The organism is Duganella zoogloeoides (genome assembly GCF_034479515.1).
GTDB lineage: Bacteria > Pseudomonadota > Gammaproteobacteria > Burkholderiales > Burkholderiaceae_D > Rugamonas > Rugamonas zoogloeoides.
On the sequence record NZ_CP140152.1, the window covers coordinates 1,219,820 to 1,231,235 of the forward strand.

Below are 11,416 nucleotides of genomic sequence, written 5' to 3' on the forward strand. Positions count from 1 at the left end.
GTGCAACATGTCCCAGACTACCCCAACCGGATCGAAAACCTTCAAACGCACTGTTGCCGCGCTGGCCATCGTGGCGGCCATTGGCGCCGGCGGTGCGGTCGCGGTCAAGCAGAGCAACGCGGTGGCGGCCGGTACGCCGGTAGCCACGGTCACCGCGCCTCCCTCGGCCAACGCCGGCGCCCCGGCTGCCGTTGCGGCCCCGTCCATTTCGCTGCCTGACTTTTCCGTCGTGGCTGCCCAAAACGGCCCGGCCGTGGTCAATATCGACGTGCGCGGCACCACCAAGGCCTCCTATGACGGCCAGGGGCAGGGCCGCGCCGAAGCGTTCGGCGACGATCCATTCATGGAATTCTTCCGCCGCTTCCAGGGCCAGAACCCGCGCGGCGGTCAGCGCGATGTGCCCACCCACGGCATGGGCTCGGGCTTCATCATCAGCGCCGACGGCATCATCCTGACCAATGCTCACGTGGTGCGCGATGCGCGCGAAGTGACGGTCAAGCTGACCGACCGCCGCGAATTCCGCGCCAAGGTGCTCGGCTCCGATCCGAAAACCGATGTGGCCGTGCTGAAAATCGACGCCAAGAACCTGCCGGTGGTGCCACTGGCCAAGACCGACAACCTCAAAGTGGGCGAGTGGGTACTGGCGATCGGCTCGCCTTACGGTCTCGATAACACGGTCACGGCCGGCGTGGTCAGTGCCAAGGGCCGCTCACTGCCCGACGACGCCTACGTGCCGTTCATCCAGACGGACGTGGCCGTCAATCCCGGCAACTCGGGCGGTCCGCTGTTCAACACCCGGGGCGAAGTGGTGGGCATCAACTCGCAGATCTACAGCCAGACCGGCGGCTACCAGGGCCTGTCGTTTGCCATTCCAATCGAAGTGGCTACCACGATTGCCAACCAGATCGTTTCCACCGGCAAGGTCGAACATGCCAAGCTCGGCGTGACAGTGCAGGAAGTGGGCCAGGACATCGCCGATTCGTTCAAGCTGGCCACGCCCGAAGGCGCGCTGATCGCCAACGTCGAGCGTGGCGGTCCCGCCGACAAGGCCGGTCTCAAAGCTGGCGACGTGGTGCGCAGCATGAATGGCAAGAAAGTCGTCAGCTCGATCGACCTGCCGGCCATGGTCGGCCTGATCAAGCCGGGCAGCACGGTCAAGCTGGAAGTGTGGCGCCAAGGTAAGCTGATCGCGCTCGACGCCAAGCTCGGCAACCTGAGCGACAAGGTCGCTGCCGTCGCGGCCACCAGCGACCGCGCCGAGCAGGCCAGCTCGAAGCTGGGGTTGTCGCTGCGTCCGCTCGATCCGAACGAGCGCCGCGAGAGCGGCATCGCCAATGGCCTGTTGATCGAAGACGCCGGCGGCGCCGCGCAAAGCGCCGGTGTGCAACCGGGCGACGTGCTGCTGTCGGTCAACGGCTACGCGGTCAGCAATATCGACCAGGTGCGCCAGGTGGTGGGCCAGTCCGGCAAATCTGTGGCGTTGCTGATCCAGCGCGGCGGCGATACAATCTTCATTCCCGTCCGTCTCGGTTAATCGTTACGGCAGAACGCACCAACAACAAGAAAAGGAATACACCATGCGACTTCTGCTGGTAGAAGACGACACCATGATCGGCGAAGTCGTGCTCGACCTCCTGCGGGCCGAGCACTACGCGGTGGACTGGGTCAAGGACGGCGACATGGCCGACACCGCGCTGCAAACCCAGACCTACGACCTGGTGCTGCTCGACCTCGGCCTGCCGCGCAAGGATGGCCTTGAAGTGCTGCGCTCGATGCGCGCGCGCAAGGAACTCACGCCGGTCCTGGTCGCCACCGCGCGCGACGCCAAGGAGCAGCGCATCGCCGGTCTCGACGCCGGCGCCGACGACTACGTGCTCAAGCCTTACGACCTCGACGAACTGCTGGCGCGCATCCGCGCCTTGCTGCGCCGGTCGGCCGGGCGCGCCGAGCCGGTGTTCGAACACGGCGGTGTCAGCGTCAACCCGCAAACCCGCGAAGTGCTGGCCGATGGCAAACAGGTGAGCTTGTCGGCGCGCGAATGGGCCGTGCTCGAGGCCTTGATCGCCCGGCCCGGCATCGTGCTGTCGCGCCACCAGCTCGAAGAAAAACTGTACAGCTGGAAGGATGAAGTCAACAGCAACGCGGTGGAAGTGTATATCCACGGCCTGCGCAAGAAGCTTGGCGCCGAACTGATCCAGAACGTGCGCGGCCTCGGCTACATGGTGCCCAAGCTATGAGAATGAAGGTGAAGCTGCCGCCGATGCCACGGGTGCCGGTGGTCACGCACTCGCTGCGCGGCCGCCTGCTATGGTTCCTGCTGGCAGCGATCACCATGGCGGCGATTGCCCAGGCGGCGATTGCCTATCGCAGCGCGCTCAGCGACGCCGACCAGATTTTCGATTACCACATGCAGCAGATGGCGATGTCGCTGCGTTCGAGCGCCACGCTCACCAACAAGGCTGCCGACGCCTCGCCCGATCCCGGCAACGACGACCTCGTGGTGCAGGTGTGGACGCCGGACGGCGCGCAAGTGTTCCGCTCGCTCTCACGGGCGGCGCTGCCGCAGCGCGCCGTGCTCGGTTTTTCCAACGTCAAGGCCAACAACACCACGTACCGGATTTTCTCGGTGCAAACCAGTAACCAGACCGTGCAGGTCGCCATGGACATGGCGGTGCGCCAGCGCATGGCCGGCACCCTGGCCCTGCGCACGGTGGGGCCGATTGCCGTGATGGCGCCGATCCTGATGCTGGTGGTCTGGTGGGTGGTCAGCGGCTCGCTCGCCCCGGTGTCGCGCGTCAAACGCCAGGTGGCGGCGCGCCAGGCCGACGATTTGTCGCCGGTGTCAGAAAACGATTTGCCCGACGAAGTGCTGCCGCTGGTGCACGAACTGAACTTGCTGTTCGGCCGGGTGCGCACCGCGTTCGAGGCGCAGCAGCATTTTGTCGCCGATGCCGCGCACGAGCTGCGCTCACCACTGGCTGCACTCAAGTTGCAGGTGCTGAGCCTGGAGCGGGCGCAGGACGATGCGGCGCGCAGCGTAGCGATCGGCCGCGTCACGGCCGGCATCGAGCGCGCCACGCGGCTGGTCGAGCAGTTGCTGGTGCTGGCGCGCCAGGAAGGCTCGGTCGATGATGTGCGGCTCGATCGCGTCAACCTGTCCGACCTGGTCAAGCGCACCCTGGGCGACATGGCGGGCCTGGCGCAGGCGCGCCAGATCGACCTGGGCCTCGAGCACGCCGACGATGTAGCCGTCGATGGCCAGCCCGATGCGCTGATCATCCTGATGCGCAACCTGGTCGACAACGCCATCAAGTACACGCCGGCCGGCGGCACCGTCGATATCGAGCTGCGCCGCATTCCGGCGGACGCCAGGGTCAAGGGCGTGGCCGGGCCGGGCAGGGTGCTGCTCAGCGTGGAGGATTCCGGGCCAGGCATTCCGCCGGACGAGCGCGAGCGCGTGTTCAGCCGCTTCTACCGGGTGCCCGGCAGCCAGGCTGGCGGCAGCGGCCTGGGACTGGCGATCATCAAGTCGATTGCCGAGCGCCATGGCGCCGTGCTGACGCTCGACAGCTCCGAGCGGCTGGGCGGGCTCAAGATCAAAATCGATTTTCCCGAGACGGCGAGGCCCACGCCGGTCTAAAATGCCGTTTTGATATGCGGACGGCACCATGAAAAAAATCGGATTCTCGGGAACGCTGGACCCGATCACCAACGGCCACATGTGGGTGATCAACGAAGCCCGGTCGATGGCGGACGAGGTGGTGGTGTTCCTGTCCGAGAACACCGCCAAGAAACCCAAGTTCACGGCCGAGGAACGCAAGAGCATCATCGCGCTCAGCTGCGCCGAGCAGGGCTGGCACAATGTGCAGGTCGTGATCGTGCGCGGCGACTACACGGCCCGCGCGGCCCGCAAGCACGGCGCCGAATACCTGATCCGCGGCATCCGCACCACCGCCGATTTCGACTACGAAAACCTGATCCAGCAAACCAATGTCGACGTGCTGCAAGGCGCCAAGACGATTTTCGTGATGCCGCCGCGCGATTTGGGTTCGGTCAGCTCGAGTTTCGTCAAGGCGCTGGAAGGGCCGATCGGCTGGAACTGGATCATGAAAAAATTCGTGCCGGGACCGGCGTACCACGCCTGGGTGCTGGGCTGGCTGCGCAACGAGTGGGAACTGCTGTGGGACTACGCCCAGGCCGATGAATCTGCCATCAACCACGCCGACGCCTGGTTCGCGCGCCTGACCGGCCCCACCGCGTATGGCGGCACTGCGCGCCATTATCACAACCTTGACCACCTGGTGCACGGCCTGTCCGAAATCCGCGCCTGGGCTGCCAACACCAAGCCGTCCGCGCTCGATATCGAGATCGTCAAGCAGGCGTTCTGGTTCCACGACGCCGAGTACGAACACGGCCGCCAAGCCGGCGCCCCCAGCAACGAGGAGGCCAGCGCCCAGCTCTGGCTGGGCAGCCACCTGGGCCAGGAAATGGACCCGGCCGCCGCGCTGATCCGCGCCACCGACCACTTCCAGGAAGCGTCGATCGAGCATCCGCTCAAGGCGGTGCTGCTGAGCGTGGACCTGGCCATCCTGGGCCAGGACGACGAGGTCTACCAGAACTACGCGCGCGCCATCCGCCAGGAATATGCGCACCTGCCCGACGACGAATATCGCCGCCAGCGCGCCGGCGCGCTGGCGCACCTGTGCCGCAAGGCCGAAGCGAACAAGCTGTTCTGCGACCCGTATTTCGCCGACCAGTACAACGACCGCGCCATCGACAACATGGAACGCGAAATGGCGCGCCTGGCCGGCGAGTAAGCGGTCAGTCGCCGAAGTCGATGACGGCGCTGCCGAGCGGCAGTTGTTTCGCGCGCGGTTCCCAGCTGCCGTTCGGATTCTGGCGGCGGAAGCTATCCTGCACGAACGGCATGCCTTCGCCATCCAGGAAATCGGGATTGTCCGACACCTGGAAATGCAGGTGCGGCACGCGGGCGTCGCCGGAAATGCCGACCTGGCCGATCAATTGGCCGCGCCGCACCGTCTCGCCGGTCCTGACCTTGACGCTGCCGGGACGCATGTGGGCGTACTGCGCGTACTGGCCGTCGGGGAGCGCCAGCACGACGAAATTGCCGGCCAGGTTAGCCATCGTCATCGAGATGGCGGGTGTAAAACCGTCCCTGGTGCGCGGGATGTTGTCGGGCATGGCGTCGCTGGCGGCCACCACCCTGGCGTCGGCCACCGCCAGCACGTCCGCGCCGTAGGCGTAGTGGTTGCTTGCCTGGCGCGGGTCGCCACTGTACGACTCGCCCTTGCGGTAGCGCTTCCAGTCGATTGCGTAGCGGCGGGCATTTTGCATCTGGCCGCCGACCACCATCACGCCCTTGCGGTGGTGCGAATCAATGCTGGGACCATTGTCCGGCACCCAGTCGCTGCCCTTGAGCGGGCGGCCCAGCACGATCGCAGGTGTGGTATCGATGACCACCGCCGGGCCTTCGACCACCACCTGGCCCTGGCGGATGCGATGGTGGAGGGCGCGCGGTACCGCCGCCGGCGTGTCGAAGGCCAGGCACAGCATGGCCACCGCGCTGCGGCCTGGCCCCAGGCGCAAGGACTCGTCGCCATCGTCAATGCCATAGAAGCGCACGCGCTCCCTGAGTTGCGGCGCATCGAGGGTGGCCAGCACCGCCGATCGGTCATCAAGCACGTCGATGCCGCGCAGCGGCAGCACGTCGTCGGAAAAATTATGCAGGTGCAGCTCATAAAACAGGAACTGCCTGCCGCCACTGGCAAACACACGCGGCGCCACTGGCGTGCGGAGCTCAAGCTGCGGCGGCGGAAACACGGCCACGACCGCAGCAGCAGTCGCCTTCACCACACCAGCAGCCGCATCACAGCCGGCCGGCAGCGGATCAGCCGCCTGCGCCAAGGTACAACAGCCCATCAACGTTACAAAGCAAAAACGCGCGCCCGCCATACTCAGCCCCCAAGTAAAAAGCCAAGTTTACCTGCAGATTCGGGGTCGATTCGCGATTCGCGATTCGGGGTCAGTGCCGACATTCGGACATTACGGAACTTTTTCGTTGAAGCGTACTTCAACAAATAAGTTCAAAAATGTCCGAATGTCGGCACTGACCCCGAAGCGCGAAGCGAGAAATTAGAAGCGGTTCCAGTTGTTGTGGCGGTGTTCGGTGGCTTCTTTGAGCAGGTGGCTGGCGCGGTGCAGGTCTTTGGGGCTGTGCTCGTCGCCGACTTCGACCGTCATCGCCAGTTCCTGGAGCGCCGGCGGGTATTCGTGTTCGGCCGCTTCTTCGAGCAACGCGCGCGCTCTGGCGGCGTCTTGCGGCACGCCCTGGCCGTCGCGGTAAAAGTACGACAGCAGGAACATCGCGTGGGGGTTGCCGCCGGCGCTGGCCGTTTGCAGCCAGTGCGCCGCTTGCAGATCGTTGCGGGCGACGCCGTCGCCGTTCTTGTACAGCAGCGCCAGGGCCAGGGCCGCGCGCGCGTGGCCCTGTTGCGCCGCTTGCGTGTACCAGGTCGAGGCGGCCAGCGGTTGCGGCGGCACGTTGACCACGCCGGTGCGCAGCATCTCGCCCAGTTCGTATGCCGCTGCGATGTCGCCGCCGCGCGCGGCCTGTTCGAACAGGCGCAGCGCGTCCTTGCGCTGCTGGGGCCGTTGCTGGTACACCAGCGCCAGTTCGCGCTGCGCCACCGGCAGGTTTTGCTGCGACCACGACATCAGCTTGCGCTCGGCGCTGGCGTCCGCTTCCTGAATGGCCTTCATGCCCACCACCTCGATCTGGGCATCGGTGGGCTTGTCGCGCTGCATCTGGCAGCCCGACAGCCATACCGAACCCACGATCGCCAGCAGCATCGCACCCGGATAAGTTTTCATCGTTGCACCTCGCATGGTTAGCACGGTTGACGGGCCGGCACCGGCCGGCCCGGGACAACATCACTTGCTCAGATCGATCGCATACTTGGCAAATCCGCTGGCGTCGAGAGCGCCTTCAGCCGTGACCGCCGTGATGCCGGCGCTTTTCGCCAGGCCCAGGTGACCCGGCGCCGAGCGCAGGATGACCGGGCCGGCGGTGGCCACCTTGACGAAGCTCCAGCTGCGCGCGCTGCCGTTATCGACCAGGCTGACCTTGCCGGTAGCCTTGCCACGCGCCGCCAGGTAGTTGCTGACCACGGTCTGGTTGGCATCGGGCGACTTGATAATGGTCTTGCTGCCGTCGATGCCGGGCACGGCGCCGCCGCCACCGGCGCGGTAGTCGTTGGTGGCGACGATGAAGTCGTCGGTGTCGGCGACCGGCTTGCCCAGGTACACCAGGTTGACGATGCGGCTGCCCGCCGGCCTGGTGACGTCGATCTGGTACGTCAGCGCATTGTTCTCGGCGTAGAACACGTCGTAGTTGTAGATGGTGGCGTAGCTCGGCACCAGGTCCTGCTCGGTGGTCAGGGCAGGATTGATGGAGCCGAATTGCTTGGCCGAGGTTTCCAGCCACGCCTTCAGGTCCGCGCCCTTGATCTTGACCGCCTGCAGGTTGTTATTGCTGTACAGGTAAAGGTCACCGGGGTTGCGCACTTGCAGGCCTACCGGCGCGGCCGGCGTGGCGCCTGGCGCCACATCGGTGAAGTCCGACGGCCCGTTGCGGCCCGCCTTGAACGGCGCGCTGCACGAGAGCACCGGGATGTTCTTGTAGCTGGCGATGGTGGCGTCGGTGCTGGTGGCGATGAAGTTCTTCACGTAGTCTAGCTGCGCCTGGTTGACGAGCTGGATCGCCGTGACGTCGCCGGCCAGCGAGAAGTACGACGACATTTCGAAGTCGGTGGCCACGCCCAGCGGCTGCCGGGCGTAGGCGATGGTGGCGGCGTGCTCGGTGGCCACCAGCGGTGAGATAGCCGGATCGGCAGCCACGTTGGTCGTGCCATCAAGGTACTTGAAACCACGCGATTCCACGCTGGTTTTGGCCGGTTGCACCACCCACTTGCCACCCTGGTACACGAGGGTCAGCTTGATGATGCCGAGTCGGCGGCCCCAGCTTTGCGCCATCACGGTCGGCACGCCATTGACAAAGCCGTTGACGGCGTCGATCTTGGCGCTGGCCGGGAAGGCGGCAAACGAGGCATCCAGCGCAGCGGCGCCGGTCTCTTTACCCTTGGGGAAAATCAGGTGCGAGTGGCCGATCAAGAGGGCATCGATGCCGGTACCGGCCAGGTGGTAGCTGGGGTTTTCCATCTTCGGGCTGTACGCGCTCGGATCGAGGCCGCCGTGCGACAGCGCCACCACCAGGTCGGCGCCCTTGCTGCGCAGTTCCGGAATGTATTGTTTTGCCGCTTCCACGGCGCCGGTGACCGCCACCTTGCCGGCCAGGTTTTTCTGGTCCCATTCGAGGATTTGCGGCGGCACGAAACTCATGATGCCGATATTGATCTTGACATCGAGTTGGCTGCCATCGGGCGCCGTGGCGCGGAAGGTGCGCGGCAACAGGGCGGTCGGTTGCACGATCGGCTTGCCGCTGGCCACGCCGGTAACGTTGGTCAGCGCCAGCGCGAACGTCGGTGCGCCGCAGTTGCCGGCCGGCTTGGTCACGCCAGGAATGCCGAAGTCGGTATTGGTGATCTGGCTCAGCAGCGGCAGGCCATAGTTGAACTCGTGGTTGCCGAAGCCGCCGCCGTCAAACTTCATGGCGTTCATCGCCTTGTGGATGGCCATGGTCTCGGTGCAGGCGACCGGCTTGGTCACGGCCTGCAGGTCACCCAGCAGCGTGCCCTGGATGGTGTCGCCGTTGTCGAGCAGGATGTTGTTGGGGTTTTCGGCGCGGGCGGCAGCCACCAGGGTGGCGGTGCGCTCCAAGCCGAGGCTGGTGTCCTCGGACAGCGAGTAGTAGTTGTAGCTCATCACGTTGGCGTGGAGATCGGTAGTCTCCATCAACGCCAGCGCAACGGTCGTGCCTTCCTGCACGGGCGGTACCAGGTTTGCTTCGCCGCCACAACCGGCCAGACCGGCTGCCATCATTGCCGAAAGCAGCACCAGATTCGTTTTCATCGCATACCTCGAAGTAATTAAATTTCAAGGTAGCGAGTTTAACCAGATTACATGACGGCCCCGTGACAGTTGATCAATACGCCCACAGCGGCCCGGCGCGACCGCCCACCGACGCGCCCTCTATCACCACGAATACCCGCCGTCCGTAAAAGAACGGCAAGCCCCAGTCGAAATACGTGCTCGACGACGCCGAACTGCTCAGCGTGCCGCCCACTTGCGCCGCGCGCACGCTCGATGACAGTTGCACCAGGTTGACGATGTTGAAGTTGACCACGCCGGTGGCGCTGCCGTCCGACGCCGTATTGGTGGCCGACAGCGCCAGCGTGGCGGCAGGGCAGAAGAAGTCGCCGCCCGAGCAGGTGCGGATATCGGGATCGGTGAAGAAATAGCCGTTCGAGCCGCTGTCGATAAAACTGGCGTTGTAGGTCTTGCCGTTGTAGGTGGTGCTGAAGTTGCCGCTGCTGTTGGCCTTGTAAATCGTCTCGCTGGCAATCGTGTTATTGCTTTGCGTATTGACGCCAAACACCAGCGTGCCGCTGACCGATGTCAGTCCGTTCGGTCCCACCGCCGGCAAGCTCACCAGTACGCCATTGTTGTTGACGGCAAACGACGACACCGGGTTGGTGATCTGCGACGCCAGCGGCATGGCGCTGGACGTGCAGGTGCCGGCCGTGCAGGCGTAGTACACGCCGCTGATGGCCGACTGGGCGCAGGCATTGCCGCAGTCGTGCTTGAACAGCCCCACGCCAAGGATGCCCTTGGCGCCGATGGCGCTCATCGAGCCCAGGTTGTTGCCGGCGCTGCTGCAACTGGAAGGCGTGGCGGCGAAGTTGGCATTGGTATCGCCGATCACCTGTACCGAGATGCCGGCCGCCGTTTCGTCGGCCATCTTGACGTCGGCCTGGCGCACCGAACCCCAGGTGTAGCCACTGATGAACTTGCCGCATTCTCCGGCATCGGCTCCGCTGGCGGTCTGCACCGACGGCAGGGCGAGGCTGCTGTCGAGCGCGGAAGCGAGCACGCGCAGGCCGTAGGAGCCGGTGTCGAGCAGCACGTGGTCGATGGTCTGGCAGGTGGTGGTGCCGGGGCGGCAGATGGTCACGTTGACGTAAGGCACGTTGATCACGCCGCTGGCGCCGGCCGGGCCGTTGTCCACCGTGATCGGCACGCTGTTGCTAAGGACGGCGGTCACGCCCAGTTGCGCGCTGGCACTGGCCTCGCCGCCGCTGCCAGTGCAGGTGAGGCTGTAGGTGATGTTGCCGGCAGTTGCCGACGACACGGTGACCGAGCCGGACGTGGCGCGGTTGCCGATCCAGGCGCCAGTGGCGGTGCAACTGCTGGCATTGGCCGACGACCAGCTCAGCACCGACGTCTGGGCGGTGGTGATGGCGGCTGGCGCCAATGTCAGGCTGACCGTGGGCGCCGGTGGCGGCGAGCTGATGGTCACAGAGGTGCTGTTGGTGACACCGCTGCACGTGAGTGCATAACGCGCGGTGCCGGCCGCGCCGGCCGTGACGGTCTGCGAACCGCTGGTGGCCACGGTGCCGCTCCAGGCGTCGGACGCGGTGCAATTGGCGGCAGTGGCATTGCTCACGCTCCAGGTCAGCGTGACCACCTGGCCCACCGTGGTGGCCGTGGGCGTGGCGCTGATGCTGACAACCGGTGCAGCGGCCGTGACAGTCGGCGTGGTCGTGGTCGTGGTCGGCGTCGGCGTAGTGGTGGTGGCACTGCTATCGCCACCACCACCGCCACCGCAGGCGGTCAGCGCGGCGCATAGCAGGGCGCCAGCAGCAATCAGGGCTGGGCGGGCAGGCGTCAGTACCGCGCAAGCGCGTTGCAACAGGCTGGTCATGCGGAACTTCCTTACTCTATCGTGGTGGTGTCGAAGCCGGCCGGCACTGCCGACGGGATGAAGGCATGGCCAGCAAACGAGCGCATGTGGCCGTTTGAGACGATCACCACGTCGGACTGGTTGAGCGCCAGCTGCGAGTGGCCGGCCTGGGTGCGCCTGCCGGTGGCGTCGGTCAGCGCAGTGAACTTGCTGCCGAGCAGGGTACGCAGGTCGGGCAGGGTGGGGCCGGTCCAGCTGACGGCAAACACCCTGCCGGCCGCGTCCGTGTATTCACGCACGATGGTGCCGCTGTCGAGCGTGCTCTGGCTGACGGTATAAACCGCGTTGGCGGTATTGTTGCCGGCCGCAGCGAGGCTGCGCGCGGCGCGTACCGGCGTGCCGCCGAAATCGGACGGCGCACTACCGAGCGCCGCGTAGGCGAGCGCGCCTTGCAGCACGGTGACGAAAAACATGAGGACGATGGCGGGACGCATGGGATGTTCCGTTGCTTGGAGTAAATATGAGTATAGTGTATTG

At 65.5% G+C, this 11,416-nt stretch carries 9 protein-coding genes; 4 read left to right on the plus strand and 5 right to left on the minus strand.

Features of this window, described 5'->3' with window-relative positions; all coding sequences use genetic code 11:
• Window positions 1-7 precede the first annotated feature (7 nt).
• From SR858_RS05385 to coaD, 4 genes are read left to right on the plus strand one after another with little or no spacing between them, the layout of a single operon-like run.
• Window positions 8-1,534: a DegQ family serine endoprotease gene (locus SR858_RS05385; protein WP_019922756.1), complete on the plus strand. Its 1,527-nt coding sequence runs from the start codon at window positions 8-10 to the stop codon at window positions 1,532-1,534.
• A gap of 43 nt (window positions 1,535-1,577) precedes the next feature.
• Window positions 1,578-2,237, plus strand: a complete 660-nt coding sequence (locus tag SR858_RS05390) for a response regulator (RefSeq protein ID WP_019922755.1) — start codon at window positions 1,578-1,580, stop codon at window positions 2,235-2,237.
• Between the two features lie 2 nt (window positions 2,238-2,239).
• Window positions 2,240-3,640, plus strand: a complete 1,401-nt coding sequence (locus tag SR858_RS05395; RefSeq protein ID WP_019922754.1) for an ATP-binding protein — start codon at window positions 2,240-2,242, stop codon at window positions 3,638-3,640.
• 28 nt (window positions 3,641-3,668) lie between these two features.
• The gene (gene coaD, locus SR858_RS05400; RefSeq protein ID WP_019922753.1) at window positions 3,669-4,817 is read left to right on the plus strand and encodes a pantetheine-phosphate adenylyltransferase; all 1,149 of its coding nucleotides are present in this window, start codon (window positions 3,669-3,671) and stop codon (window positions 4,815-4,817) included.
• A 4-nt stretch (window positions 4,818-4,821) separates the two neighbouring features.
• Here coaD and SR858_RS05405 read toward each other — a convergent pair whose 3' ends face one another.
• The 5 genes from SR858_RS05405 to SR858_RS05425 form a co-directional block, all read right to left on the minus strand.
• Window positions 4,822-5,940 carry a M23 family metallopeptidase gene (locus SR858_RS05405; RefSeq protein ID WP_084670022.1) on the minus strand — a complete coding sequence of 373 codons (1,119 nt, stop codon included), beginning with the start codon at window positions 5,938-5,940 and terminating at the stop codon, window positions 4,822-4,824.
• Window positions 5,941-6,153: 213 nt separating this feature from the next.
• Window positions 6,154-6,891 carry a tetratricopeptide repeat protein gene (locus SR858_RS05410; RefSeq protein ID WP_322534498.1) on the minus strand — a complete coding sequence of 246 codons (738 nt, stop codon included), beginning with the start codon at window positions 6,889-6,891 and terminating at the stop codon, window positions 6,154-6,156.
• A 60-nt stretch (window positions 6,892-6,951) separates the two neighbouring features.
• Window positions 6,952-9,048 (minus strand): bifunctional 2',3'-cyclic-nucleotide 2'-phosphodiesterase/3'-nucleotidase, encoded by a 2,097-nt coding sequence (locus SR858_RS05415; RefSeq protein WP_019922750.1) that lies wholly within the window; start codon window positions 9,046-9,048, stop codon window positions 6,952-6,954.
• A 73-nt stretch (window positions 9,049-9,121) separates the two neighbouring features.
• A complete protein-coding gene (locus SR858_RS05420; RefSeq protein ID WP_019922749.1) occupies window positions 9,122-10,900 on the minus strand; it encodes a DUF3443 domain-containing protein in 1,779 nt (592 codons plus the stop codon).
• 11 nt (window positions 10,901-10,911) lie between these two features.
• Window positions 10,912-11,373: a DUF2844 domain-containing protein gene (locus SR858_RS05425; RefSeq protein ID WP_019922748.1), complete on the minus strand. Its 462-nt coding sequence runs from the start codon at window positions 11,371-11,373 to the stop codon at window positions 10,912-10,914.
• Window positions 11,374-11,416: the final 43 nt, after the last annotated feature.

Excerpts from the sequence above, each read along its gene's own strand:
- SR858_RS05415 (WP_019922750.1), bottom strand. The coding sequence starts at position 9,048 with ATGAAAACGAATCTGGTGCTGCTTTCGGCAATGATGGCAGCCGGTCTG.
- SR858_RS05405 (WP_084670022.1), bottom strand. The coding sequence starts at position 5,940 with ATGGGCTGTTGTACCTTGGCGCAGGCGGCTGATCCGCTGCCGGCCGGC.
- coaD (WP_019922753.1), top strand. The coding sequence starts at position 3,669 with ATGAAAAAAATCGGATTCTCGGGAACGCTGGACCCGATCACCAACGGC.
- SR858_RS05395 (WP_019922754.1), top strand. The coding sequence starts at position 2,240 with ATGAAGGTGAAGCTGCCGCCGATGCCACGGGTGCCGGTGGTCACGCAC.
- SR858_RS05385 (WP_019922756.1), top strand. The coding sequence starts at position 8 with ATGTCCCAGACTACCCCAACCGGATCGAAAACCTTCAAACGCACTGTT.
- SR858_RS05410 (WP_322534498.1), bottom strand. The coding sequence starts at position 6,891 with ATGAAAACTTATCCGGGTGCGATGCTGCTGGCGATCGTGGGTTCGGTA.
- SR858_RS05390 (WP_019922755.1), top strand. The coding sequence starts at position 1,578 with ATGCGACTTCTGCTGGTAGAAGACGACACCATGATCGGCGAAGTCGTG.
- SR858_RS05425 (WP_019922748.1), bottom strand. The coding sequence starts at position 11,373 with ATGCGTCCCGCCATCGTCCTCATGTTTTTCGTCACCGTGCTGCAAGGC.
- SR858_RS05420 (WP_019922749.1), bottom strand. The coding sequence starts at position 10,900 with ATGACCAGCCTGTTGCAACGCGCTTGCGCGGTACTGACGCCTGCCCGC.